The sequence below is a fragment of the Paenibacillus sp. sgz302148 genome, assembly GCF_056120465.1.
In genome coordinates this window covers 163937-189964 of record NZ_JBVYOJ010000015.1, presented here as the reverse complement: position 1 = coordinate 189964, position 26028 = coordinate 163937, and the positions used below count along the sequence as shown (strand labels likewise).

The window sequence follows — 26028 nt, the reverse complement described above, 5'->3', positions numbered from 1 at the left end:
ACAACGCGCACCGATTGAATATCGGTGCGCGTTGGCAGCATAGCTTTTTTCTTATGTCTACTTGACAGGGGTAAGACCATATTCGCGGTTTTTTCATATGGATTCGACCTTTCTTATCATTCGACGTCAAACAATTCCCGGAGGGAGCCATTGGCCTTGCAGCACGGGCTGCTGCGGCCAATACATGCGAAGCATCAGATTAAACGTTCCGGCTGGCGACGGGAGCCAGTTGGATTTTTTGGTATCCCCGGGCGACGTATGCTGAATCCATATATCCAAAGAACCGTCGGCATTATATTGAAGTGGTTCGAGATGCGGACTAACGGCATAGCGGTGGATCGGATTCTCGACTAAAAAACCGTCCGCGTTGTATAGGGTGACCGACCAGAAGGCGTTAACCGGAGGCAGCTGTCCCGGATTGAAATGGATACGATATGCGCGGTTCCCGTCCAACGGTCGGCCATTCGGGTCATCGAACAAATATGCATACACCGCATCCTGCGGGATATTCGCGCCGAACAGCGTATTCGCTACAAAAGCCCGCTGCATATAATTCGTTCCGTAAGATCCGATATTATGGAGCAGCATATTCCAGCCGTTGAAACGGTTCTGGTTCAGAATGCGCTGGCCTGCGGCTTGAATGACCTTCAAGCCTGTATGATTGGCATAAATCAAAGCTTGCTGTACCTCAGGGTGCAGTGACCGGAATGTAAAATCAGCGCTCGGAACTAAACCCAAAACCGCAAGTTTTCGGCTCATTTCGGGCGACTGGATGGCAGGATACGGCGGATTTTTCCACATCAGGCGCATCATCGATTCAAAGAATGCGGCCGCATCCATGGACGCAACCCATTCCTTCGGCGATTGATCGCTTAAGATGAGTTGATCGGCTGCATGCGGGAATTCGATTGGGGTCAGCTTCGTTAACTTAAAGCCTTGTTGAACGGCGTGTGCCGCATCATAGTCCATTGCCCCGTTCGTCTGCGTCCGGCCCGTGATCCAAACCGTATTCGTCGGCGCATGGATGACGGGCACGTGCAAAGGCAAAGCCCCATTCCAGCCCGGGCCGACGATAACGAAGCTTTGTTCTTTCGTACCTGTCGTTCGTGCTCCGACTGATGCGAATACATTGGAATACGCATCCAGCATCGGCAGCAAATAATATCGGCCGTCCGTATCCGGCACATGAAGCTGCATCGGACCATGGCTCAAATCAAGCCAAGCCGAGGAATAGAGCGTATCCACGTTCGGCCGTACCACCTGCGAGAATCTCGGGGTAGACAACACCTTCTGATGATAGAAGCGATTGTACTCCGGAATACTTACAAGCCCTTTTCTCCTCGTAATATCCATCAGCACTAGAGGAAATCCATATATATAAGCGTCCAGCGCATCATCGTACAACGTAAGTTCGGAAGCTATACCGGGGTGGCTCGCCATCCGATACATTTGCGGCATTTCGCCTCTCAAAGGACTATACATATCCAACCTCCTCAAATCGTACAACGTTACTCGCACGTACCGACAACGGTAATTCAAATAACGGTGCCCACACATCATATGCGGATTAGGCGAAATGTGCCAATGACATGCAGGCAATCTGGCTCCATGTCGGATTGAACCTGCAATCGCCGGCATGATGGGCAAGCAATGCCAATACATTAAGGTATAGGCATAAAAAAGGTGGGATGTACATGTACAGCAATTTATCCGCAATTCCGGCTCCGCACGTTCCCGCACAAGTACAACCGAATCAGATCAAGGTTACGGGCGAAGGCAGCCTTTCCGTAGCGCCGGACAAAACGACGATCGTTCTGGGGGCCGTCACCGAAAATACAAGCCTTGTCACGGCACAGCAGGAGAACGCGGCTGCCGTTACCCAAATCGTAAATTCACTCGTGAAGCTCGGCATTCCGAAGGAGCATATTCAAACGGTGGATTACAGTGTTCAAATGCAGTATGACTTTGTTGAGGGAAAACAAATTTTCCGCGGGTACAAAGTAACCCACATGCTCCAAATTACCGTAGATCAAGTCGACATGACGGGTGTCGTCGTCGACACGGCTGTGAATAACGGCGCCAATACCGTTTCCAATATTCAATTTTCGGTCGCGCATCCCGAGTTGTACTACAATCAAGCCTTATCCCTCGCGATCCACAACGGCCATCAGAAAGCGCTGACGATTGCCACAACATTAGGCGTCAACTTGAACCGTAATCCGCGTGTCGTGCAAGAGCAATCCAGAGCCCAAGAGCCTATCCCTTACCCTACCGTGATGTTTGCACAAGCAAGCACAACGACAACGCCGATTCTAGCCGGACAGTTAACGATCAAAGCTGCCGTAACGATCGAATATTCTTTTCATTAAATACAAAGAGCGGCTTCGCCGGCCGCTCGGTACGCGTCATAAAATGAACTTCAACGGATCTTCGATACATCGTCGCAGCGGTCGAAAAATTCGGTTTGCAGCCTCAATACCGTATCGTCTTGTTTAATATGGCGAATGGCCTTGGCGAAATTTTCGGCGCAGAAGTCAAGGTATGCTTTGCCGTACTCCGCCGTCGACAAGGACGGATCTCCGGCGATTTGATAAGGAAACTCCATGTACCAGTGGATGCCTGCCGCGATTTTATGCTCCGACAGTCCGCGCCCGCGTCCCATCGACTCCCATTCCCCCGGATTCAGACGGTCCATATAAACCAGCGACGGATCGATATCCATAATTTCCGATGTTTCCATATGATCGGCATGTCCGTAATCCGCGGGCGTATCGAAGTTATTTTCAAGAAATTGCAGCTGTTCGCCGTTAAGCTCCCATAAGTCATAGGTATACACGACGTAATCTTTACGTTCATCCAGCATCGTCTGCACGAAATATTGGAGCCAGTTATTATTGCCGCCGTGTCCGTTCGCCAATACGATTTTGTTGAAGCCGTTGCGGCGCACTTCCCTGCACACCTCATTCAGAAGCCTCATTTGCATTTCGCTGCTAATGGCGATTGTTCCCGCGTAATGTTTAACCTCCGAAACTTGTCCGAACAAATAATACGGAAAAATAACGACAGGCTCGATCGCTGCCGTTCGCTCGGCTACCGCTCTTGCAATCATCATATCGGTGCCTAGAGGCAGATGGTCGCCGTGCTTCTCCAAACAACCGATCGGAATGACGCATACCCGGTTCGTCGACAACACCGCCTGCTCAAACTCTTTTACCGTTAAATTTTCCCACAGCATTCGTTTCTCCCCCTCGTGTACTGTCGAAAGATTCTGAATATAGAAATCACCCGTATTTTAGCATATTCCGGCAGCGGCGGTATATGGAACGCTTGCAAAACGACAAAGCCGGATAACTCCTTGATGGAGTTCCGGCTAACACGTTCCCGATATGACGATTCTAATTCCCTTTCCGGGCGCTATCCACGAACATCATCGTTATAGGCATTGCTATACTGGCCGATACGATCGAACAATGTATAGACCTTGTACACGAGCTCCAATCGCCCGGGCAGATCCTTCAGCATGTCGTTGAAGCAGTCGCGACCGGTACCCGTCATTTCGACATACCGGTCTTCTCCGTTTTGTGTTCGAAGGAGAAACCCTTCCCCCTCCAACCGCTGAATCGTTTTTTTCAGATCGACGAGCTCGCCGACTTCTATTAATTGTTTGGAAATGGACTGTCCGATGACGTCCTCGTGCTGCCGACCGTGCTGCAATTCCGATAAGACGATAAAATTTATGACCTGTTGAACCGTAATCACATGTCCGAGTGTTTCGTCAATGTCGTCGGGACGTACGATGCTTTCCATCACTCACACCTCGTTTTCTTCTCATCTTCGAGAGGCGCATCACTTTTGGGAGCGTCTTCGGTTTCATCATACAGCACGAAAAACGTCGTTTTATTCAACTATTGTTCACCGTTGTTGAATTATTTTCCGCAATCGACGGATACGATTATAGTGAAATTTGAAAATGTGTCATATAATATACGACATATTAACCGCTTTCTAATCGCAAAACATAGTAAAGGGGTGATAAAGATGCAAAGTTACCGGGTAACGGATCGTGCGACAGGCAAAAAACCGGCGTTAATATTTCATTCCAAACTCGAGATGAGAGAAAATTTTCCGTGCAAGTTATATAAAATCAACGATTTGACGTATATTACAGCCGAGGAACATGAGCATGATTATGTCCAGCTTTGGTATGTGAGCAAAGGAAGGTTCACCCACTCGATTCACGAGAAAACGTATCATATGGTCAAAGGCAATTTATTCGTCGTTCCTCCGTACACCGTACATCAGATCAGCGTGGAACCCGGGGAACAAGCGGAAATTGTCGGATGCGAATTCGTGCCTTCGTTTATCAACGAACAATTGACTCAGGCTCCAAGCGACGGCAATTCATTCGACTTTGCTCATGTGGAACGGAGTTTAATAGGCAAGTACCGCTCTTCCCAGCAAATCACCTTGACCGGAAGTACCGATCATCAGGTGCAAAGCCTGCTGGAAGAAATGCTGGAAGAGTATACGGAGCGCAGGCACTTTTACGAATTGGTATTGAAAGCGAACCTGCTTAAGCTCTTGTCCATCCTTGTCCGCGATAGCAGGAAAACGAAGATCATGGGAATCGGCGATAAAACGAACAAATATTTGCCTCTCTTCGCATCGGCCATTGAGTATATTCACCGGCATTATCAAGAAGACATCCGCATGGATCAATTGTGCAAAATCACAATGGTTTCCAAAACGCTGTTTTGCGATTTGTTTAAACATTTTACAGGCAAAACGTTTAACGATTATTTGATCGACATCCGCATCAAAAAATCGACGGAGCTCTTGCTGCAGCCGGACTTAACGATTACGGACGTTTGTTACGGCGTAGGCTTCAACAATCTCAATTATTTTTCGAAAACGTTCAAGAAATACACGGGCATCTCGCCGTCCAACTATAAAAAATTATGTTTGGATAATTCACATGAGACGGATTCGGGAAATACACAGATTTCCACTATGTGAAGAAGCGTGCTGGCAATACGGCACGCTTCTTTTTGCGGCATTACCCGGCATGATCCGCGGGTTGGACCGGTTGTGCCGGAGGAGCCGACTGATCGGCCATGCGGTTATATCCGAACAGGGGTACCAACAGCAGAGCTCCGATCAGGAATAAGATACCGCTCGCCGAGAACACAGACATGAGCGAAAACATTTCTTTCAAATACCCTGCCGACGACATGCCGATCACCATAAACCCCATGAACAGCGGAGTCATGACGCCGCTAACCCGCCCGACGTACGCAACCCCCGTATTTTGCATGATGATTGTATTGATGCCGATATGAATGCAAGGATAGAACAATCCGTTGACGATCTGAAACAATATCGTAAGCATGACGCTGTCCGACCACCCGATCCCCATCGTGCCGATGGTGCTTGCAACCAAACCGAAAGCAAGCAATTTTTGCGGCTTCACTTTTTTGGCGATGCCCATGACCGCCCCCCCGCCGACGAACATCGCTGCCCCGTTCGCCATCAGCAGCCATTGCATAAAATCCTTGCTTTGCCCGAGATTTTCGATGCTGACGAACAGCATGAGCGGCTGAATAAAGCCGACAGCCAATCCGGCGACCGTGAACGTACCTCCGAGCGTCCGAAGAACGCGGTTTGACCAGACGAAACGCAGCCCGTCCGTCATATCCTGCGTAAAGCTCCGCTTCGTCGCCTTGCCTTTGTCGGCTTGCGGATCTCGCGGAAGCGTCGTCAAGACCAACGCCGATGCGAGGAATGCGACAACCATGGCAGAAAGGGAAACTTCGATGCCGTGGCGCTGATAAATGAACACGCCGATCACAGGCCCTATAACCATAAAGATGGCCATAAGCGACTGGAATATCGCCATCACGCCTTGCAGCTGCTCCGCGGGAACGTGCTGCTTGAACAGCTTCATAGCCGAAGGCTGGGAAAATTGCGACAGCATGGCGGACACGAAAGTCGCAAAGAACAATGCGTGCCACGATCCGTAGATAAGTACAAGCAAGACGACCAATACGGATATGGCGGACAAGATGTCGCACCAGACCATCGTCAATTTCGGCCTCCACCGGTCGGCGAACGTCCCTCCGATGACGGCGAACAAAAAAATCGGCGCATATTCCACGACTGCGATCAGCGAGACGCTCCGCGGATCGTTATTCGTTATGTCGGTCACATATAACAAAATTGCGAAATTTCTTATCCAGATGCCGAGCTGGAGCAAAACATTGGATAAGATGATCGTGCGAATGTAACGATTTCGAAACAAGACAACCACTTCCTCACATTTGTTTGTTATTAAACAAACATTCGTTAATAACGTTTGTTCTTTACGTAAGATATTATGCGTACGATAATAAAAATTGTCAATACACTTTTATAAACATTTATATTATACGTTTGCTTTAACATATTATATTTTTAAACATTGTTTGTTTTTTAATGGACGATATTGCAAATACACAATACAAATTCAACTAATATCTTCTTATCTCGATTTTCGTCCCTCGTTTCGACGATAAAACCGAAAAAGACAAATTGGGATAAGTTTAAGGTCGAACTTGTATGTTGTTTATTTAAACCTAGCGAATACAATGAACATGAGAAAAACAATTTTTGGAGGGACAACGATGGAAAAGATTAAAGTTGCCATTATCGGATGCGGTACAATCGCGAACAGCGCGCATATTAAAGCGTATTTAGCAAATCCGAACGCAGAGATCAAATATTTTTGCGATATCATTTTGGAAAGAGCCGAAAAAGCGGTTAAAGATTACGGTTGCGGCATCGCCGTACAAAACTATGAGGAAGTGTTAAACGATCCGGAAGTTGAAGCCGTTTCCATTTGCACGCCGAACGACGGCCACGCGAAAATCGCTATTGATTGCCTGCGCGCCGGCAAAAACGTGCTTTGCGAAAAACCGGCGGCCCGCACCTATGCGGAAGCGCTCGAAATGAAGAAAGTGCAGAACGAAACTGGCAAGGTGCTGAACATCGGCGTCGTTAATCGCTTCAATACGGGCGTCAACATCATCAAACAAATGATCGCGGACGGCGAGCTTGGCGAGCTGTATCACGTATATGTCAGCTTCCGCGCACATCGTTCCATCCCGGGCCTTGGAGGCGCTTTTACGACGAAAGCGATTTCCGGCGGCGGCGTATTGATCGACTGGGGCGTTCATTTCCTCGATATCGTCATGTATTGCTCCGGCGATCCGAACCCAACGACGGTTACGGGCCAAGCCTATTGCAAGCTCGCGAAAGACATGAAAAATTACGCCTTCACTGACATGTGGGCCGGCCCGCCGAATTACGAAGGCACTTATGACGTCGACGATTTCGTTACCGGCATGATCCGTACCGAAGGCGGTCCGACGATTACGCTGAACGGCGCATGGGCGCAAAATATCGGCGTCGGCGAAATGTACATCGACTTCCTCGGCGACAAAGCGGGCATCCGTCTGCAATACGGCTCCGATTTCAAGCTGTACAGCGCGCAAAACGGCGCTTTGCTGGAAACAACGCCGAAATATTCGTCGAAGGACGCGTTCCAAAACGAAATCGACAGCTTCATTCGCTGCATCCGCACGGGAGAGAAGCTGCCGTCCCATATCGATACCGTCATTTTATCTTCGAAAATCATGCAAGCGATCTACGACTCCTCCGATCAACGTGCGGAAATCGCGCTGACTTAACGAAAGCGAGTGATCGAAATGAAAACTATCGGATTCATCGATTATTACTTGGACGAATGGCATGCGAACCAATATCCCGCTTGGATCGAGCAAGCAACCGGCGGCGCGATGAAGGTTACATACGCCTACGGCAAAAAAGACTCGGACACCGGTCTCGACAACGTAAGCTGGAGTAATCAAAAAGGCATCGAGCTGCTCGGTTCGATCGAGGAAGTCGTTGCGAAGAGCGACTATTTGATCGTATTGTCGCCGGACAACCCGGAACAGCACGAGGAGCTGGCCAAGCTTGCGCTGCAGTCCGGCAAGCCGACCTATGTGGACAAAACGTTCGCTACGGACCGCGCTTCGGCTTTGCGCATGTTCGAGCTTGCGAATCAGCATGGGACGCCGTTGTACTCGTCATCCGCTCTTCGCTTCGCGACCGAATACGCCGGGACGAACAAAGAAGGCATCGATTCGATCTGCAGCATCGGACCGGGTCATTACGAAAACTATTCGATCCATCAAATCGAGCCGATCGTATCGCTTATGGGCAGCGAGGCTGAACGCGTCATGTTCATCGGTACGGCTAACGCTCCCGCGCTGCTGATCGAATTTTCGGGCGGCCGCAAAGCGTCGATTCATCATTACGCGAACCTTGGCTTCGGCCTGTCGATTCAATATGCATCGGGCGCTTCCGCCAAAGTGAAGCCGGAGTCCGATTTCTTTGCCGAATTCATCCGGAACATGGTACAATTTTTTGAAACCGGCAAGCCAACCGTCGATTCCGCCGAGACAATCGCGATCATTTCGATCATTGAAGCAGGCCATCAGGCGGCAAAAACGCCGCATCAGTGGATCGAGCTTCCACGCGGATAACGGGTTGTACCGGGAGAATCCCGAATAGATGAGCGTGATACGATGATGAACGATAAAGGTAACGTAGGGTGCCTCTTCCATTTTGACAACGTTTTTGCCAAAGGGCAAATGACTTTCGGCGGCATCGATCTATATCAAATTGGAGAAATTTGCTGTGAGTGCGGACACATCATCGGAGATCATATGCAGATCTGCCTGGAGTTGAGCTACATCGTGTCCGGCAGCGGTTATTTCTACGTGGACAACGAGTGCTTCCGCGTTACGGAAGGCGATATCATCTTCAACGCCGTCGGGCATCGCCACGAAATTCGTGCCGATGCATCAAGCCTTTTACGTTTCGTTTATTTGGGCTTCTTTTTCAATGAACATGCGGATGAGGAGTTTCGCGACATTCTTGCTTTTTTTCAGTCGGCGCCTTATTATCACGCCAAAGATACGCATAATGTCATCATTCCGTTCTCCCGTAATATCGACGAGTTTTATTCGCAGAGACCGTATTCGCGAATTATGATCAAGAATTATCTGGAAGAGATTATCGTGTCGTCATACCGGTCGTTTACCGAAACATCGGCGAACAAGGTAGCCCGTTATTCGCCCCAGAAGTTCCAAAATTCCGTCGGATCGACAGTATATTCGGTCATCCGTTACGTGGAAAATCATATTTTCGAGCTGAAGAGCATTCGAAGCATCGCGGAGCAGCTCGGTTACAGCTATACGTACCTGTCGCATACGTTCAAGGATAAAACCGGGATGACACTGCAGCGTTACATCAATCAGAAGAAGGTTGAAAAAGCACTGGAGCTGCTCAAGTACGGCAATATTTCGATCAAGCAGGTTGCGGAGAAGCTGAACTACGAAACGATTCAATCGTTCAGCAAAGCGTTTTCGAGAATCATGGGATATCCCCCTTCCCAATATGTTGCGATGCAGCGTGAGGAAGCGAAGATCGAAGCTTAACCCCGGCTTACGGATTGAATACTAAAACAAAAACAGGAGCTTGCATGATGCAAGCCCCTGTTTTTTAATTCATAGCGATAAGATAAGTGATTATGATTCCGCCATGCTGTTTTCTTTCAGGATGACGTCATGCGCGCCGCCCTCGACGAGACTCGTCGCCGATACAAGCGTGATTCTTGCGTTGCGCTGCAGCTCCGGGATGGATATGGAACCGCAGTTGCACATTGTCGATTTGATTTTGCTGATCGTTTTGTCGAGGTTTTCCTGCAAGCTTCCCGCGTACGGAACATAGGAGTCGACGCCTTCCTCGAATACGAGCGTTTGCTTGCCGCCGGTATCGTACCGCTGCCAGTTTCTTGCCCGGTTCGAGCCTTCGCCCCAGAACTCCTTGACGAACGTATTGCCGACCCGCAGCTTCTTCGTTGGACTTTCGTCGAAACGGGCGAAATAACGTCCCATCATGACAAAATCGGCTCCCATCGCAAGGGCCAACGTAATGTGATAATCGTGAACGATACCGCCGTCAGAGCAGATCGGAATATAAATGCCGGTTTCCGCAAAATATTGGTCCCTCGCCTCTACCACCTCGATAAGGGACGAAGCTTGGCCGCGCCCGATCCCCTTCTGCTCCCGCGTTATGCATATCGAACCGCCGCCGATGCCCACTTTGACAAAATCGGCTCCCGATTCCACGAGGTACAAGAATCCTTCGCGGTCGACGACGTTACCGGCACCGATGACGACGTCAAAATTCGCTTTGACGTATTGGATCGTTTCCCGCTGCCATTCGCTGTAGCCGTCCGACGAATCGATGACAACCGCGTCAACGCCTGCTGCGACAAGAGCCGGCACGCGTTCCGCATAATCTTTCGAATTAATGCCCGCGCCGACGATGTAGCTTTTGTTCGCATCGAGCAGCTCTTGCGGGTTTTCCTTATGTCCGTCATAGTCTTTGCGGAATACGAGATGCTGCAGCTTCTGAACCTCGTCCACGATCGGCAAGCAATTCAGCTTATGCTCCCAGATCAAATCGTTCGCTTCCGACAGCGTAATCCCCGACTTGCCGTAAATCAGCGACGCGAACGGCGTCATGAATTCGCCGACCTGCTTATCCAGCGAATCGCGGCTCGTCCGGTAATCGCGGCTTGTCACGATGCCGAGCAGCTTTCCGTTCGCCGTTCCGTCGTCCGTAATCGCGACGGTGGAATGCCCGGTTTGCTCCTTAAGCGCAAGCACATCCTTCAGCGTATGCTGAGGGGTCAGATTGGAGCGGCTCACAACGAACCCGGCTTTGTAACTTTTCACTTTGCGAACCATCTCGGCTTGCTCCTCCACCGATTGCGAGCCGAAAATAAACGAAATACCGCCGCACCGCGCCAAAGCGACCGCCATTCCATGATCGGATACGGCTTGCATGACTGCAGATGAGAACGGTATGTTGAGGGATAGCTTCGATTGCTCGCCTTTCTTAAACTTGGCGATGGGTGTCTTCAAGCTCACATTGCTCGGGTTGCAGTCCTTGGTCGTCAAATTCGGAATGAGCAAAAATTCGCTGAACGTACGGGATGGTTCCAAATAATAATAAGCCACGTCGGAATTGCCTCCTATCGAAAATTGAATAAATTTATAAGATGATACCACTGAAGGCTTGGATCGTCAACCGTTTTTAATGGGAAAACGCCGAGGGTCAGCCTCGGCGTCGGTTGCTTTTTGCACAAGATCAGCTTATGGAACTGCCGGTACTTGCTCTAATAAGGCCAGCGGAGCGCTTCGGAATCGACCCGAGGCACCAAACCTTCGTCCGCTGCACGATTCAGCAGTGCGGATATGGCAGCATATCCGTCATCGCCCAAATTCGCCGTGAATTCATTCACATAAAGCTCGATGTGGGCTTGCGCAACTTCCGGCGACAGTTCCTGCGCATGCTCCATCACATAATCGCGCGAAGCTTCCGGATTCGCCCATGCGTAATCGACCGATGCACGGGCCCATCCGGCAAGAGCCGGCAAATCCAGCGATCTGCGGGCGATAATCGCCCCGAGCGGGATCGGCAAGCCCGTGTCAGATTCCCACCAGTTACCGAGATCGGCGAGCATCGTCAAGCCGTAGGATTTGTACGTAAAACGCGCTTCATGAATAACGAGCCCCGCATCGATTCGCCCTTCGTTCACGGCCGGCATGATTTCATGGAACGGCATAACGATAATTTCGCCGACTCCGCCGGGCACATGTTTAGCCGCCCACAGCCGGAACAATAAATAAGCGGTCGATCGCTCGCTTGGCACCGCAACTCTTCTTCCGGCCAACTGCGCCGGATGAAAGCTGTCCTTCGCCAGCACAAGCGGCCCGCAGCCGCGTCCTAGCGCGCCGCCGCACGGCAGCAGCGCGTACTCTTCAAGCACCCAAGGCAATGCCGCAAACGAAATTTTCATCACATCCAGCCCGTTGCCGCTTGCCGCCATGCCATTCGTTATATCAATATCCGCGTACGTCACGTCAAGCGAAGGCGCTCCTTCGATCAGGCCATGCGCCCATGCATGGAACACGAATGTATCGTTCGGACAGGGAGAATATGCAATCTTCATTCGATAACCTCCAATAATACCGTGCTTGCCGCTTCCAATGCGGCTAACGCCTCGCCGATCCGCCAGTTCGCTCTGTCGCGGGGGCCGACGGGGTTCGAAATGGAGCGAATCTCCAGGACAGGCACGCCGCTTTGCTGTGCGGCGGTTGCGACGCCGAAGCCTTCCATCCCTTCCGCTGCCGCTCCCGGCACGCGGGCAGCCAGCTCAACCGCCGAAGCAGCCGTTCCTGTGACCGTCGATACGGTAAGCACCGCCCCGTTCATCACGGGAAGACCAACGGAGCGAACAGCGTCCGTCAGCAGCTGCACAAGTTTGCGATCCGGCTCAATTCGGGCGGAGCCGAACCCGAGCTTGTCCACGCTTTCGAATCCTTCCGCCGTTTCCGCACCTAGATCGGCGGCCACGATTTCGTCGGCGATCACGAGCGACCCTACCTCCGCCCGGCCGATAAATCCGCCGGCGATGCCGGCACTGATAACCAATGCGTACGACGCTCTGGCTAATGCCGTTGCCGTGCCGGCCGCAGCAGCTGCCGGGCCTACGCCCGCCGCAATGACATGAAAACGGCAGTCTCCCCGGAGACCCCGCACAATAGCGTCCTTCTCCGCGTCAACGGCCGTTACGATCAGAACAAGAGCTTCTCTCCTTTGTGGCTTTTCGCTTTCGCGTCGATCCAATTCGGAAGTCATGCTGCATTATCTCCTTTAATGGTGTCAAAAGCATCAGAACTTTGTCTATTTAACGTTAACTCGTTCCAAACCTCATGTCAATGCAGCTAATTGTGAACAAACCGGGTCGAAAGCCAGTTTTTGCCGCAGGTGTGGGCACCTAAGCCAAAAAACCGTGTTTGGAGGGAAACTTCCATTCACAGCTTTGGTCGTTGTCTTTATCCTATATCCGGCGAATGAACCGGAAATGCGGCACATAAGATGAGAATAACGTCGAATGGGAAAGAAGGCCGCCATGAAAAAACTGCTTCTGCTCGTCCTGCTGCTCGGCGCCGTGGTTGGCGTCGTCATTTATACCGCACAAGCACAAGAAACGCAACCGAGCTCCACATCCTACCATAACGGAGAGCTTCATATTCGCATCGATTCGGACAGGAGCGCAGCAAAGATCATGCAGCGAACGAGGTTTACGATCACCGTAACCGATTCCTCCGGAACCCCCGTGCGATCAGCAAAAATGCATGTAGACCTATCGATGCCCGATATGTTCTGCGGCGTGTTCCCGGCAGACATCACGGAAGAGAAGCCCGGCTTATATTCGGCTGTCGGCATGCCGGTCATGAAAGGAAGCTGGCAGGCCAAAGTTACGATCGCCGCCGCTCCGGATTCGCGGTACTCCGACGTCACGGTCGCCCATCCGTTTCAAGTGAACTAAGGCATGAAGCGAACCGTCCTCAGCTCCACTATCACCATAACCAGGGGTGTACGGACGGAACCCATCCGTTCGCGCTTACCCCTTTCATGATCGAGAGCACTCCCATTACGATCGCAACATAAACCCCCGCCCGCCGAATTGTTGTACGCCATTTTTTGCGAATACCGCCCGCAGATAACGCCGTGATGAGAAGAATAGGAAAGGTCGACAAACCGAATGCGAGCATAATGATAAAGCCTTCCAGCCCCGAACCGGTCGAGGCCGCTTGAATTTGCATCGCATACGTTAGCCCGCATGGCAGAAACCCAAGCATCAAGCCGGTCGCAAAAAAGCTAAGCCACTCTCTCCGTACGCGGCCAACTCCCTTCTCTTGCTTTTGCCTTTGCCCCTGCCCATGACCTGACGATGTCGGGGAGAATGAATGTGCCAAGCGCAGCAGCTTCGGTTCCAGCCGATGAATCGGCGGCATATACCGTCGGAATGCCCAGAGCAGAATGAACGCTCCCCCTGCGATGCTGGCGATGCCTTGTACGCCGACCCATCGGCCTGCTACGTTCGCGAAGGAACCGATCGCTCCCATTACGGCTCCTACCGTGGCGTATGTCAGAATTCGGCCGGCGTTGTAGGCTAGCGAGCTGCTCAGGGCCGACCCTTCGGAGCCTGCTGCTAGCGAAGAAGCGATGCCTCCGCACATGATCAGGCAGTGCGGCGCCCCCGTCAAGCCCGATAAGACGGCGATGACGACAGTGCTGGCAAGTGTCGCCATCTCATGCACCTCCCGCCTTGAACCGCTGAAGCCGGAGCGCGTTGCCGACAACGAGCAAGGAGCTGAACGCCATCAGCATGCAAGCCGCTTTCGGGTCCAAATATCCTGTTGCGGCCAGCGGCACGGTCCATAGATTATACAAAACCGCAAACAGCAAGTTTTGGCGGATATTGCCGATCGTCGCCCGGCTGATGGCGATCGACGCAGCGATGCTGGACAGCCGGTTGTTCAGCAGGACAACGTCGCCCGCATGTACCGCCGTATCCGTCCCGCCGCCCATCGCGATGCCGACGTCGGCCGCCCCGAGCGCTGCCGCATCGTTCATGCCGTCGCCGATGACGACGACCTTGCGTCCCTTCTTCTGCAGCGACCGTACGAGCTCCAGCTTATGCTCCGGCAGCATGCCGGCATGCACCTTGCCGATGCCGACCTGCTTCGCCACGGCGAGCGCCGTACGTTCCCGGTCGCCGGTGACCATCCGTACCTCGGCCTGCTTCTTCAAGCTTCGGACCGTGGCAGCGGCATCGTCCTTCACCCGGTCCGATAACGTAACGGCCCCGGCCAATCGGCCGTCTACCGCCACGTACAACCATGTTTGCGGCTCTCCCGCATGCAGCCCAGCCTCCACGTTCGCCAAGCCTCCCAAATCTGTCTTGCGTATTTGCAGCCAATTACGGTTGCCTAGCAAAACCGCTCTCCCTTCTACGGTTCCATCCATCCCGTACCCCGGCGTTTCCGTCACATCCGCCGCGCCGGGAACGGACATGCCCCTTGATCGGGCCGTCTGGAAAACGCCCTGGGGTGCAGGATGCTTGGAAAATTGTCCGACGGCGGCGGCCATCCGCAGCAAACTCGTCTGCGACCAGCCGGACACCGTATGGACGAGACGAACATGAGGCTTCCCTTCCGTGAGCGTTCCGGTTTTGTCGAGCAGCACGCTGTCGACACGATGCAGCTGCTCCAGCACCCGGCCTTGCTTGAACAGGATGCCGGATTTCGCCGCGAGCGAAGTCGCCGTGACGATGGACACCGGAGTTGCGAGGCCAAGCGCGCAAGGACATGCCGCCAGCAGCACAGCCATCGCGTATCGGATTGCCGTGCCGATATCCGCGATCGCAAGCCATACGGCGAAAGTCAGCATGGCCGCTCCAAGCATCGCCGGCACGAACCAAGCCGCCGCTTGGTCGACCTTGCGCGCGATGTCCGGCTTGACGCTTTGCGCCTCTTCCACAAGGCCGATGATCCGGGATAACCGCGTCCCCTTCACGTCGGCCGTCGCTTCGATCCGCAGCGTACCGTTCACGGCGCGGGTTCCGCTGTATACTGGGGCTCCGGCCGACTTCACGACCGTGTCGCTTTCCCCGGTCAACATCGACTCGTCAACGTCCGCGACGCCGTCCACAACGATGCCGTCAGCCGATATCGGCTCACCGGAATGGACGATAACTAGATCGCCGCGCCCCAGCAACTCGGCGGGAATCCATTGCTCCACTCCGGCACGCTCGACCCGCACGAGCTGAGGCTGCAAGCCGTACAGCGCGTTCAAATCCTTCAAAGCTTTGCCTTTCGCAAGCGATTCAAGCCACTTGCCGAGCAGCACAGCGATCATAATGACGGCGATGGAGTCAAAAAACAAGCTGCCGTGCAAATCTTGATCCCGATGCCGGAACACCACGTAATGGCTGTACAAGTATGCAGCCGTCGTACTCAAAGCGACTAACGTATCCATATTGGCGGATCGCTGCTTGAGTGCCTGATAGGCGCCGTAATAAAACGGGTAGCCGATATAGAACTGCAGGATCGTCGCGATGATCCATTGTACGATCGGGGCATGAAACGGCTCGGGTATCCAAATACCGGACAGGCCCGGAACGTGCCCGAGCATCCCCCACAAGAGCGGAATCGAAATCATCGACGCGATCGTGAGCCGGTTGCGATAAACGTCGGCATCGCCGGCAAACGATGGCGCGGAACGCTTCTCTTGATCCGATGCGCCGTAGCCAAGCTTCTCGATCTGCTGCACCAGCGCTTGCTTGCCGACAATGCGCGGGTCGAACCGAAACGTGGCTTGCGCCAGCGCGAGATTCACCGTCGCCTCCTGCACCCCTTCCGTACGGCGCAATACTTTTTCAATTCGTGTTGCGCACGCGGCGCATGTCATTCCCGTTATCGTCATTCGGATCGTTTTCATCGCTTCTCCCCGCTCTACCGATTTTCCCATTCTCTTGTCCGTATAATTCTTGTCCGTATAGTTTATGTAGCAAGTCCGCAAACAAGAATAACCCAAAAGAGCTACGTAACATTACATAAAGATCTGCTTCATCGTGCACAATAATGAACAGTTCAGGCTTGTAGCTGGCAGAAAAGCCAAGAAAATCTTGTATTCGAAAGCCCCAATTTAAAATATATCTTTCGGGTGAACGGAATTGTCGGAAGAGCGTAGAGGAGCGAATAACGATGCATAAATTGATCATGCCGATTTTCTTTTTCGGCGGCTGTATTATGGCTTTAGGTATCATATTGAATTTAGCGGGCGGGAATGGGTCTGCGAAAAACCAGAAGCAAGAGGCCGGGATGCCTCAAGTAACGCTAAACGAAAGTGCGGCAACGGCGACCTTCAAGCAGTCCTGCGTTTCATGTCATGGCGATCAGCTTCAAGGCGGCGTCGGTCCGAATTTGCAGAAGGTCGGTACCGAAATGAACGAGCAGCAAATTTATAATCGGATTTTGAAGGGAGCCGGCGTCATGCCCTCTTTCAAAGGCACGCTAAAGGACGAGGATATCGCCAACCTCGCATTATGGCTCGCCAAGCATAAGTAACCTAACTTGCGCTTATGCAAAAAAGAACCTAAGTTCAACTGGGTCGACCAGTAGAGCTTAGGTTCTTATTGCCTATGGAACTTGAATTTTCTTCAATAACCCCTCGATCTGGCCGACGCTTTTCATCTCCCCCGTATGCACTTCCGCGATAACGCCTTCGGCATCGATCAATACAGAGACAGGCAGTCCGTTGACGCGGTATGTCTTCGCCGTTTCCCCGCTCACATCCAGCAGCAAAGGAAACGTCAGCCCCTGTTCTTCGGCGAATTGCTTGACGGTGCCGCGTGTTTGCCCGACATTTACCGCAAGCACCTCCACCCCGCCGCCGGCTTTCGCGTAGGCTTCCTTCAGCAGCGGCATTTCGTTCACGCAAGGCTCGCACCACGAGCCCCAGAAGTTGATCAGAACGCCCCGTCCGCGATATTCGGACAATCGTTGCGCCTTGCCATCCAAATCCGTCAATTGAAAGTCCGGTGCCGGTTCACCGACAGCCGCCCGGTTATCGCCCCGCGGCAAAGATTGAACGACGGCATACACGAGTGCGGCGAGAAGAACAATTCCAATAGCGATGTTCAAGGCGCTGCGCCAGCGAAAGTTCGAGTTGATGATCATCCGTGAACCCCCTCCTTCCATGGAGTCATGAAATCGAGCGAACCCTATTCCGCCTTATATTGGAACAAATCAGAGAATGTGGTATGCAAACCCGACCTTCCGTCCTCTCGTACAAAATCGCCGATGACGCCTTCGCGCTCGATGCGTCCGTTTTTCAGAAAAACGACGCTGTCCGCAACCTCTTCGGCAACCGAGAGCTGATGCGTCGAGAAGATGACGGCATGGCCTTCCTGTTTGGCCAGACGGACAAGCTCGACAAACGACTCCATCCAGTACGGGTCGAGTCCATTGGTCGGCTCGTCCATGACAAGCAGCGGAGGCTTGGCAAGAAGCGCTTGCGCGAACAGAAGGCGCTGGCGCATGCCCTTGGAGAACGAAGTCACCGGTTTGCCCTTCACTTCCGACAATCCGACCGTCCTTAACGTCTCCTGGACGCGCGATTTGGCCACTTTGCGCAGCGACGCCCAGAATGTTAACGTTTCTTCCGCCGACAGCCCTTGGCTGAACAAATAGTCGTCGGGCATGTAGCCGATTTGCTCCGCGTAACGCTTCCGATCGGCCTTCCAGTGCAGGCCGCCCACACGTATCGTTCCCGAGGACGGCTGCATGACGCCTGTAATCATGCGCAGGATCGTGCTTTTGCCTGCTCCGTTGCCGCCGCAAAGCGCGAGAACTTCGCCTGCGTACAGCTTCAATGAAACCTGCGCGATGATCGGATGACCTTTGATCGTCTTGCCGACGTCGGTCAGTTGTAATACCGGTTCAGCCACGCGAACGCCCCCTTTCCCACCACAAATGCGCGAATGCTGCCGCGATGGCGATCCAGCCCGCGCAGACGGCCAGGAACAACCAGGTGCCGCTCGGCTGCTGAATCCATTTGACCCACTCGTAATATTCGGGTCCTAATACGGAACCTCCGCCCAGCTTCACGACGACGAACAACCGCACCAGCTCGGCAGGGTTTAGGAAGGTCAGCGCAATGAGCGCCGGCTTTATCATCATATAAGGAACGGCGCCAAGGATCGCGATCAGCAGAGTAGGCCAACCGATAACCGCAAAAAACCAAATTGCCACGCCGAGCGTGAGCGCTTGCCAGCGATTTTTGGCTAACGTACCGACACCCAGCGCAATGGCGAGAAACAATAGTACCAAGCCAACCGAAAACGCGATAAATAATATGAAAGCGGTAAAATCAAAGCTTTTCCCCACCAGTACGCCGACGATGCCCGTGATGCCGTAGCCGATTGCGATAATCGTCAGCAATACGGCGGTAAGTCCGGCGTATTTGCCCATTATAAAGTCCAGCGTGCTGAGCGGATAGGTCGACAGCAGCTGCCAGCTGCCTTCTTCCTTCTCCGTCGTCAACGAGAAGGAACCGAGCAGCAGCGTCATAAGCGGCAGCAAATACAGGATCAAATTCAACATCGTTCCGGTGGCTCCGGAATAGCCTTCCACCACATTTTGCGAATTGATCAGCAACAGCGAAAGACTGAACACGGCAAACAACGCCATGAAGGAATAAGCCCAAGGATTGCGGAAACCGATTTTAACTTCACGAATCGCTACATGTACGGCGTTCATTCATGCTCCGTACCTTTCTCGCCGCCCATATCCATGCCGTCGGACTCGGTGTGCGAGCTGCTGTCATGGTCTGCGCCCATGTCCATCATTTGCTGCATCATTTCCTTGTTTCTTTCCCAGCTGTGTGTTTTCAATTCATCCGCGGTCATTAGCTTTCCTTTATGCTGCTCATCGATAAACGTTTGCGCGGACTCCTTGTTTTTGAACGAATATACGCCGTACGCCATCGGCGATTTGAACGAAGCGTCGTATACATAGGCGGCTTCCTCGGATTTCACCCAGTCTTTGCTGTTATAATCCCGTACGTATTCGGCGCCGATATTGTCCGTTCCGTGCTTCGTTTTCCATTCATTCATGCATCCGATATCGTCGAACTTGTACGTTTTCCCGTCCTTGGTCGTTAATTGAACAGCAAAGGCATCGTCCTTCACCTGCATATTGCATACATCGCATTTATCGGTTTCCTCGTTGATCACAACCGGTTCGTAATTCGTTTTGCCGCAGCCGGCCAACACGATGACGAATACAACCATCATGGTCCAATAGATCGTTTTTTGTTTCATGTTCGTCTAACCCCCGCATAATAGATGATAAAAATAGAGATCAAAAATAACATTAGGCTAACCGCCAAAGTCGCGCCCGAGCCGGCATTTCCGCTTGCCGCTTGGCTATTTGACGCCGGATGCATGAGCGGCGCCTGATCGGAGGCCCACTTCGTCCGATCCGAAGTAAACATATTTTCCAGGAAAGACATGCCGGGCGATTGAAAAAAGAGCTGAAAGGCCGGTACCGAGGCAGTCAGGCGTTGGAAAAACGGATTTAATCCATACTGGATATCGCTTAAGCCGTCTCCCTCCAAATCGATGCCGCGAAGGGAATCCCAGAAGTTCCCTTTTAGCGTATTATTGACGCTGTCCGTCGCCTCGGCTTCGATCACGTTGCCGATAAAATTGTTGTTCGTAAACCGGTTGCCGTCCGACTCCAGCAGCTGAATGCCAACGAAGTTGCGCAGGACATTATTGTCGTACAGCTCGTTATTCTGCGACTGCTCGATATATAAGCCAACCCGGTTCCCTTCGACCAGGTTGCCGTGAATTCGCGAGGTTTGCACATCGAACAGCAGCAGTCCTTGCGAGTTGACGTTTTCGCTTTGCTTGAAAAACGTGTTGCCGGAAACCTCGGCATCCTTCACGCCCATGACCATCGCGCCGGTAACGTTATAGGCGCCGATATTCCCCCGGACCATCGTGCCTTCGGTGTACATGCAATGGACGCCGTACCGGGAATGTTCGATCCGATTGTTCTCTACCGTCGACCGGTGGCTGCTTTCCAAATAAATGCCGTCGTTCATGCCGGACACTTCATTGCTTCGGATCCTATTGTCGTGTGAATTGAACAAATCGATGCCGTTCCGCTTCTCCGACATTTTGGCAGGCGGCCGTCCCGGTTCGTCGACCCAATCGATGCGCGTACGCTGAATGTCATTCCGATTGGCGTCACGCAGCATGATGCCGTACGCGCGTGTCTGAATCCGCAGGCCGTCAAGCTTGGCTCCACTCGCCGAAACCAAGACGGCGGCCGACTGCTCGGCCGACGATTCTTGCACGATGTGCAGTCCTGTGACCTGCACGTCGTCGGCTTGAATGCGGAGCGCCGGCTTGGTGCTCCGATTGATCAACAGCGCTTCGGCCTCGGCGACCAGTCGTATCTTCTTCTTGATCACGACCGGTCCTTCATATTGTCCGGGAGGCAGCTTTACCAGATCGCCCGATTTTGCATCATCTACGAGCTGCTGCAGCTTTACAGAATTGGCTTGATCCGCCGAAGCGCCATGGCTGCCGATCAGCGTGACGGCGATAAGCGACAACAAGCCGATCCATAGGGTCGTTCGTTTCCTTGTTTGCATCATGACACATCCAGCTGCTTCTTCTTGGTGATGTGCAGCTCTTCTTGATAGAGATGGACATACACGGTGTACGTGCCCGTCAGATCAAATGTTTTTTCCGCGGTGAAATTACCTTTGCCGTCCGACACGGCGTCGATCAAATCCGGCAAACTGTCTTTTTCCTTGCGAATGTCAAAAGCAACCTTCGCCCCCTCCTGCTTGATCAACCCCGTTATTTTGGCGATGATCTTCACCTTCTGTTTGGCGACAGCCGGGGACGGATCGGACACCAGCTCGATCTTGACGGCCGCGGGGTCTTGGCCTTGCGGCGCGGCATCGGAACAGGCGGCGAGCAGGCATAAGGTTAGGCTGATGCACATCCATACGACAAGCTTCTTCTTAACCATCGCTAACCTCCTTTCTTGTTGCTTAACTTAAAGCTAGTTTTTCCACAATAGAATGAATAAATAATCTGAAGCTTTTTATTATGATACCCTTACAATTCCATTCATCCTATGGCTCTAATGGGCTAGTCCTGTTACACTTGTGTGAAAAAGATGTGCCGAATTGGAGAATAGAACACTCATTCCCCATGGCCGGCAACAAAAAAACCGCTCAACCGAGCGGTTTTTCTTGCTGTACGATTTGACCTTCCTCATCCAATTGCGGCGCATCTTCCGGTTTCTCGTCCGAGTTGAATTTTGCCGCTTTGGATTGCAGTTCCTGAATCAACAACGATGCGTAGTACTGAGAGCCTTTCGGCTTCAGATGGACGCCGTCCTTATAGAAGAAGTCGTCATGATCTTTGCTGGCCGAATACCAGTCCACGACCGTCACGTTCGGGTAATCGGCGGCGACTTCCGCAATCGTCGTATTGACCGTGTCCTGCCATTTGCGCGGCACGCGAACGTTAACGAGAATGACATGCCTCTTATCTCCAATCGATGTAATCAGTTTGGAGAGCTGCTTCTTCGTGAACGGACCGTTCGTCCCCAGCTCGATAATCACCTGATTGCCGATTTTCCCGCTTGCGACCAGCCCATCCACGATGCTTTGCGCTTCCGCGAATTGCCGGCCTACCTTGCCGTTCACGAGAATGCCTGGCAGCTGCTTCTCTAAGTAAGGCTGGGCATCCAGGATGACGGAATCTCCAATGGCGACGATGCCTTTGCCAATGCCATCGGGCTGCTGCGGCTTCGTCTCTGTATCGGGCTTCGATACGACCACATCGTTCGAGCCATTTCCGTTATCCTTTGCAGGCTTCTCGGTTTGGGATGAATTCGGCTTGCTTGTATCCGGTTTAGGTTGTGTACTGCCGTTCGACTGCTTGCCGGACTCTTTGCCCGACCCTTTGCCTGAATCCTTATCCGGCTGGTTGTCCGGCTTCGTGTCCGGCTTCTTGTCGTCTTGAACCTTGTCCTCCGGCTTCTGCGTATCGGAATCAGGACCATCCGGATTCGGTACGTTCGGTATAACCGTTGTGCCTGGCTGCGACGCAGGGTCCTCATGCTTGTTCTGTACAACCGTTCCGTCAGCTCCTGCAGATACGACGGACGTCTGGTCCGAATTCAGCATGGATACGAACACGCCTAGCAGCAGCACGGAACCGGCAATACCGAGCATCCATGCCCTTCTTCTCGACCGGACGCGGTCGCGTCCCCTCTGTATCCGGCTGCCCGTCTCACGGTTCCAGAACCCGCGCCAATTGCCGCGGCGAATCGGATCTTCAATATATTTGTAAGACAATGCCGCGAGCAGAATCGTTGCGCTCAATTGCAGCAGGATGCGCAGCACATTGATTTCGCCGGTATCCACTTCGGGACTCGTTAACACAATGATAGGATAATGCCATAAATAAATTCCGTAGGAACGAATCCCGAACCATCGTAAGATGCCGGAACCCATCGCCTTGCCGATCCCGCTTGCCGGATGCGCCAGAACGGCAACAACTACGGCGGTGACGATCGACAGCAGCACGAGGCCGCCATAATACAATGAACTGTCATATTCATTGGTCTGATAGATCATGAGCAGGATCGTGCCTAATCCAAGCAATCCGACGAGATCAAGAGTAATCCTTGATTTGAACGACACCTGCTCCTTCAGTTTAGAACTCGGCCAGACGATGGCGAGCGCGGCGCCGATCAACAGCCCAAATGCTCGAGTGTCGGTTCCGTAGTAGACACGGCTTGGGTCCAATTCCGGGTCGTATAAAAGGATCATCGCGAACGCGGATACAGCTGCACCCGCCATCGTCAGCAAGGCCAGCTTGCCGCGCTGCGGGGCAAACCGCAATCCGACGACAATGATTAATGGCCATAACAGATAAAACTGCTCCTCAACGGCGAGCGACCATAAATGGCCAAGAGGCGATGCGGGACCGAAGCTTTCGAAATACGATACTTTATGAAATATAAGCCACCAATTGTTGACATATGTGATCGATGATAAAATATCGCCGCCAAGCGCGTTTAATCTGGATCGATCGAACAGCGCGATCCAAGCGGTGACGACAAGCAGCATGACTAACATTGCCGGCAGCAGCCTTCTGGCCCGCCGAATCCAGAAATCTTTAAGCGCAAGGTGCCCGTTGCGCTTCCACTGGGCAATGATCTGATCGGTAATGAGGTAGCCGGACAAGACAAAAAATACGCCGACGCCAAGCAATCCTCCTTGTGCCCACGAAAAGTTCAAATGGTATGCGATGACCGCAAAAACAGCCAAAGCTCTAAGCCCGTCTAATCCAGGCATGTAGCGTCCGTTCTGCTGTAACGGCTTAAGCATGGCTGCATTCTCCTTTGCGGCGGATTACGCTTGCGGTATTCCGATTTTCCTTCCTGATCTTACGGTTCTTTCCATTCACGCGCCGATTGTTTCCCAAGTTGTACTCCATGTTCCTTCTGCCCTTTCACATCATGACTAATTCGACAAATTTCGACAAAACGCAAGCGAATCCTATTGTTTGCTGCCAGCTGTTCGGCAGCATCATCCAAGCCCTTCTTTTATCCCTATCCCTCGCTTTCTGTTTCATTGTATGTATTGTAGACGCGGCTTCCGCCACAGAAGTTCACTACTTTCAAAATAAAAAATGCGCAAACGGCAAATGCCCTAATAAAAAGAAAAAAGCCCATATTCGGGCTTTGTCCAGTTATAGATCGGCATCGGTTTGGCCAAGCCGTTCGACTTCGTTTGACAGAAAAATGAAGCATGCTTATCGCATGCTTCATCCATGAATTAACCCATATGGAGACCTTCCATCGCCGCCACGTCGGAGGACGCCGATTCCGCCTTTTTGCTGCCGCCTGCGTTTGCCGCCCCGCGCCGGAGCAGAAGTCCAAGCGCGATGCCGCACAAGGCGATGACAAACATAATGCTGAACGTATAATCGAACCCTTCCGCGGCAAACTTCAGCATCGCCTGCTTCGCAGCGTCCCCGGCCTGAGATGCATTTTGCGTCTGGCCTGCGGTTCCTGCAGCCTGTTGAGCCGCTGTAACCAGGTTCGTGATCTTGGATGTAAGTACCGTAACGAGAATCGCAATCGCCAGCGAATTGACGACCTGCTGCATGGCGCTTGTCAGCGAAGTCACGCGGCTGACCAGTTCCCTTGGCGCTTTGTTGATCAGATGCGAGTTGAGCGGCATCATCATGAGGCCCATGCCTGCTCCAGCCATAATCAGAGGCAGAAGTAAATCTTTGCCCTCGGTCGTAATGTCGACGTACGAATATTGGAATATCGCACCGGACACGAGGCTCAAACCGATGACAACAAGCCAGCGGACGCCGATTTTATCGAACAAATAACCGCCGATCGGCATCATGAGGCCGGAAGCGATCGCTTGCGGGAATAACGTAAGCCCGGTATCGAACGCCCCAAGTCCTCTGGCTTGCTGCAAAAATTGCGGCAGCAGGAAGATGGCGCCGAACAAACAGAATTGAACGACCCACTGTGCGACGATGCCAAACGAAAAATCGATCGAACGAAATACTCTCAAATCCAGCAAAGGCATTTTTGCGCGCAGTTCCACGATGATGAAGGAAATCAGCGCAACGCCACCCACAATAAGGCCGATCAGCGTTTTATCCGACGTCCAGCTCTCGGCGCCTTGCGTTACGCCATAAGACAAGGAAGCAAACGCAAGAGGTCCGAGAATCATCCCCGGAAGATCGAAGCCGGCGACCTTCTGCTTCCCGACCTTCGGCAGCCGGGTGATGCCGAGAATGATGCTGATGATGCCAACCGGCAAGTTAATGAGAAAAATCCATCGCCACGAATGGTATTCGACCAGCCAGCCGGATAAAATCGGACCGATCGCCGGAGCAAGCAGAATCGGAACGCCCATCATCCCCATCACCTGCCCGACCTTGTTCGGCGGGCTTAACCGATACACGTATGCCATCGCCACCGGCATGACAAATCCGCCGCCAAGCCCTTGAATGACGCGGAAAATAATAAGCCATTCGGCGCTGTCAGGCAAAGCGCACAATACGGAACCTAACGTAAACAAAAAAACCGAAGTCAGAAAAACATTTTTGGCGCCGAAGCGATCGGACAACCAACCTGCTAGCGGAATGACCGCCGCTTGTGCTAGCATATAACCTGTAACGGTCCATTGCAGCGTCGGTAGCTGCGTATGGAAATCCTCGACAAGCTTGGATAACGCCACATTCATCGCCGTACTGTCGAGAATGACCATAAAGATGCCGGTAATAATAGCCAGCAGCGGTGCAATGATGCTGAGCACTCGAAATTCGGGGTTCGCTTGACCCGGCGCGGCTGCTTGATTCATCGTTCCATCCTCCTTCGATCAACTACTGCATGGGGCTCGATAAACGATTGATTCAAGAGTCAAGAAAGC

The 26028-nt window shown here is 52.5% G+C and carries 24 protein-coding genes; 7 read left to right on the top strand and 17 right to left on the bottom strand.

Annotation, left to right across the window (positions count from 1 at the left end):
* Nucleotides 1–126: 126 nt before the first annotated feature.
* Nucleotides 127–1482 carry a DUF1254 domain-containing protein gene (locus AC0LWM_RS22180; protein ID WP_474677173.1) on the bottom strand — a complete coding sequence of 452 codons (1356 nt, stop codon included), beginning with the start codon at nucleotides 1480–1482 and terminating at the stop codon, nucleotides 127–129.
* Nucleotides 1483–1694: 212 nt separating this feature from the next.
* Here AC0LWM_RS22180 and AC0LWM_RS22175 point away from each other — a divergent pair, with 212 nt between their 5' ends.
* Nucleotides 1695–2369, top strand: a complete 675-nt coding sequence (locus AC0LWM_RS22175) for an SIMPL domain-containing protein (RefSeq protein WP_474677172.1) — start codon at nucleotides 1695–1697, stop codon at nucleotides 2367–2369.
* Between the two features lie 50 nt (nucleotides 2370–2419).
* Here the strand turns inward: AC0LWM_RS22175 and AC0LWM_RS22170 are convergent, their stop codons facing one another.
* Both AC0LWM_RS22170 and AC0LWM_RS22165 read right to left on the bottom strand, forming a co-directional pair.
* The gene (locus tag AC0LWM_RS22170; RefSeq protein WP_474677171.1) at nucleotides 2420–3235 is read right to left on the bottom strand and encodes a creatininase family protein; all 816 of its coding nucleotides are present in this window, start codon (nucleotides 3233–3235) and stop codon (nucleotides 2420–2422) included.
* A gap of 179 nt (nucleotides 3236–3414) precedes the next feature.
* Nucleotides 3415–3807: a PadR family transcriptional regulator gene (locus AC0LWM_RS22165; RefSeq protein WP_474677170.1), complete on the bottom strand. Its 393-nt coding sequence runs from the start codon at nucleotides 3805–3807 to the stop codon at nucleotides 3415–3417.
* A gap of 231 nt (nucleotides 3808–4038) precedes the next feature.
* Here AC0LWM_RS22165 and AC0LWM_RS22160 point away from each other — a divergent pair, with 231 nt between their 5' ends.
* Nucleotides 4039–5016, top strand: coding sequence for a helix-turn-helix domain-containing protein (locus tag AC0LWM_RS22160; protein WP_474677169.1), 978 nt, complete (start codon nucleotides 4039–4041; stop codon nucleotides 5014–5016).
* Between the two features lie 40 nt (nucleotides 5017–5056).
* On the opposite strand, the gene AC0LWM_RS22155 is transcribed toward AC0LWM_RS22160, so the two are convergent.
* The gene (locus tag AC0LWM_RS22155) at nucleotides 5057–6298 is read right to left on the bottom strand and encodes an MFS transporter (protein ID WP_474677168.1); all 1242 of its coding nucleotides are present in this window, start codon (nucleotides 6296–6298) and stop codon (nucleotides 5057–5059) included.
* Nucleotides 6299–6659: 361 nt separating this feature from the next.
* Between AC0LWM_RS22155 and AC0LWM_RS22150 the strand changes: the two genes are divergently transcribed.
* The 3 genes from AC0LWM_RS22150 to AC0LWM_RS22140 are packed head-to-tail and all read left to right on the top strand — an operon-like array spanning nucleotide 6660 to nucleotide 9539.
* Complete coding sequence (locus AC0LWM_RS22150) at nucleotides 6660–7724, top strand: Gfo/Idh/MocA family protein (protein WP_474677167.1); 1065 nt, start codon at nucleotides 6660–6662, stop codon at nucleotides 7722–7724.
* Nucleotides 7725–7742: 18 nt separating this feature from the next.
* Nucleotides 7743–8582, top strand: coding sequence for a Gfo/Idh/MocA family protein (locus AC0LWM_RS22145; RefSeq protein WP_474677166.1), 840 nt, complete (start codon nucleotides 7743–7745; stop codon nucleotides 8580–8582).
* Between the two features lie 42 nt (nucleotides 8583–8624).
* A complete protein-coding gene (locus tag AC0LWM_RS22140; protein WP_474677165.1) occupies nucleotides 8625–9539 on the top strand; it encodes a helix-turn-helix domain-containing protein in 915 nt (304 codons plus the stop codon).
* A gap of 90 nt (nucleotides 9540–9629) precedes the next feature.
* Here the strand turns inward: AC0LWM_RS22140 and AC0LWM_RS22135 are convergent, their stop codons facing one another.
* The 3 genes from AC0LWM_RS22135 to AC0LWM_RS22125 all read right to left on the bottom strand — a co-directional run bounded on the left by AC0LWM_RS22135 (nucleotide 9630) and on the right by AC0LWM_RS22125 (nucleotide 12813).
* Nucleotides 9630–11129, bottom strand: a complete 1500-nt coding sequence (locus tag AC0LWM_RS22135; RefSeq protein ID WP_474677164.1) for an IMP dehydrogenase — start codon at nucleotides 11127–11129, stop codon at nucleotides 9630–9632.
* 158 nt (nucleotides 11130–11287) lie between these two features.
* Nucleotides 11288–12124 (bottom strand): 1,4-dihydroxy-6-naphtoate synthase, encoded by an 837-nt coding sequence (locus tag AC0LWM_RS22130; RefSeq protein ID WP_474677163.1) that lies wholly within the window; start codon nucleotides 12122–12124, stop codon nucleotides 11288–11290.
* A complete protein-coding gene (locus AC0LWM_RS22125; protein WP_474677162.1) occupies nucleotides 12121–12813 on the bottom strand; it encodes a futalosine hydrolase in 693 nt (230 codons plus the stop codon). Before AC0LWM_RS22125 ends, AC0LWM_RS22130 begins: the two co-directional genes overlap by 4 nt.
* Nucleotides 12814–13087: 274 nt before the next feature.
* On the opposite strand from AC0LWM_RS22125, the gene AC0LWM_RS22120 reads away from it, so the two are divergent.
* Nucleotides 13088–13507, top strand: coding sequence for a FixH family protein (locus AC0LWM_RS22120; protein ID WP_474677161.1), 420 nt, complete (start codon nucleotides 13088–13090; stop codon nucleotides 13505–13507).
* A gap of 31 nt (nucleotides 13508–13538) precedes the next feature.
* On the opposite strand, the gene AC0LWM_RS22115 is transcribed toward AC0LWM_RS22120, so the two are convergent.
* Both AC0LWM_RS22115 and AC0LWM_RS22110 read right to left on the bottom strand, forming a co-directional pair.
* On the bottom strand, nucleotides 13539–14273 hold the full coding sequence (locus AC0LWM_RS22115; RefSeq protein WP_474677160.1) for a sulfite exporter TauE/SafE family protein: 735 nt from the start codon (nucleotides 14271–14273) through the stop codon (nucleotides 13539–13541).
* A 1-nt stretch (nucleotide 14274) separates the two neighbouring features.
* Nucleotides 14275–16464 (bottom strand): heavy metal translocating P-type ATPase, encoded by a 2190-nt coding sequence (locus tag AC0LWM_RS22110; RefSeq protein WP_474677159.1) that lies wholly within the window; start codon nucleotides 16462–16464, stop codon nucleotides 14275–14277.
* Nucleotides 16465–16730: 266 nt separating this feature from the next.
* On the opposite strand from AC0LWM_RS22110, the gene AC0LWM_RS22105 reads away from it, so the two are divergent.
* On the top strand, nucleotides 16731–17093 hold the full coding sequence (locus AC0LWM_RS22105; protein ID WP_474677158.1) for a c-type cytochrome: 363 nt from the start codon (nucleotides 16731–16733) through the stop codon (nucleotides 17091–17093).
* Between the two features lie 72 nt (nucleotides 17094–17165).
* Here AC0LWM_RS22105 and AC0LWM_RS22100 read toward each other — a convergent pair whose 3' ends face one another.
* The 8 genes from AC0LWM_RS22100 to AC0LWM_RS22065 form a co-directional block, all read right to left on the bottom strand.
* Nucleotides 17166–17705, bottom strand: a complete 540-nt coding sequence (locus tag AC0LWM_RS22100; RefSeq protein WP_474677157.1) for a redoxin domain-containing protein — start codon at nucleotides 17703–17705, stop codon at nucleotides 17166–17168.
* 44 nt (nucleotides 17706–17749) lie between these two features.
* Complete coding sequence (locus tag AC0LWM_RS22095; RefSeq protein WP_474677156.1) at nucleotides 17750–18475, bottom strand: ABC transporter ATP-binding protein; 726 nt, start codon at nucleotides 18473–18475, stop codon at nucleotides 17750–17752.
* A complete protein-coding gene (locus AC0LWM_RS22090) occupies nucleotides 18468–19286 on the bottom strand; it encodes an ABC transporter permease (RefSeq protein WP_474677155.1) in 819 nt (272 codons plus the stop codon). Before AC0LWM_RS22090 ends, AC0LWM_RS22095 begins: the two co-directional genes overlap by 8 nt.
* Entirely contained in the window at nucleotides 19283–19849 is a 567-nt protein-coding gene (locus tag AC0LWM_RS22085; protein ID WP_474677154.1) for a nitrous oxide reductase accessory protein NosL, read from the bottom strand. Before AC0LWM_RS22085 ends, AC0LWM_RS22090 begins: the two co-directional genes overlap by 4 nt.
* Nucleotides 19846–21195, bottom strand: coding sequence for a right-handed parallel beta-helix repeat-containing protein (locus AC0LWM_RS22080; RefSeq protein ID WP_474677153.1), 1350 nt, complete (start codon nucleotides 21193–21195; stop codon nucleotides 19846–19848). The genes AC0LWM_RS22085 and AC0LWM_RS22080 overlap by 4 nt, the downstream gene beginning before the upstream one ends.
* A complete protein-coding gene (locus AC0LWM_RS22075) occupies nucleotides 21192–21578 on the bottom strand; it encodes a FixH family protein (RefSeq protein WP_474677152.1) in 387 nt (128 codons plus the stop codon). The genes AC0LWM_RS22080 and AC0LWM_RS22075 overlap by 4 nt, the downstream gene beginning before the upstream one ends.
* A gap of 208 nt (nucleotides 21579–21786) precedes the next feature.
* On the bottom strand, nucleotides 21787–23955 hold the full coding sequence (locus AC0LWM_RS22070) for an acyltransferase family protein (RefSeq protein WP_474677151.1): 2169 nt from the start codon (nucleotides 23953–23955) through the stop codon (nucleotides 21787–21789).
* 450 nt (nucleotides 23956–24405) lie between these two features.
* Nucleotides 24406–25959, bottom strand: a complete 1554-nt coding sequence (locus AC0LWM_RS22065; protein ID WP_474677150.1) for a DHA2 family efflux MFS transporter permease subunit — start codon at nucleotides 25957–25959, stop codon at nucleotides 24406–24408.
* Nucleotides 25960–26028 lie beyond the last annotated feature (69 nt).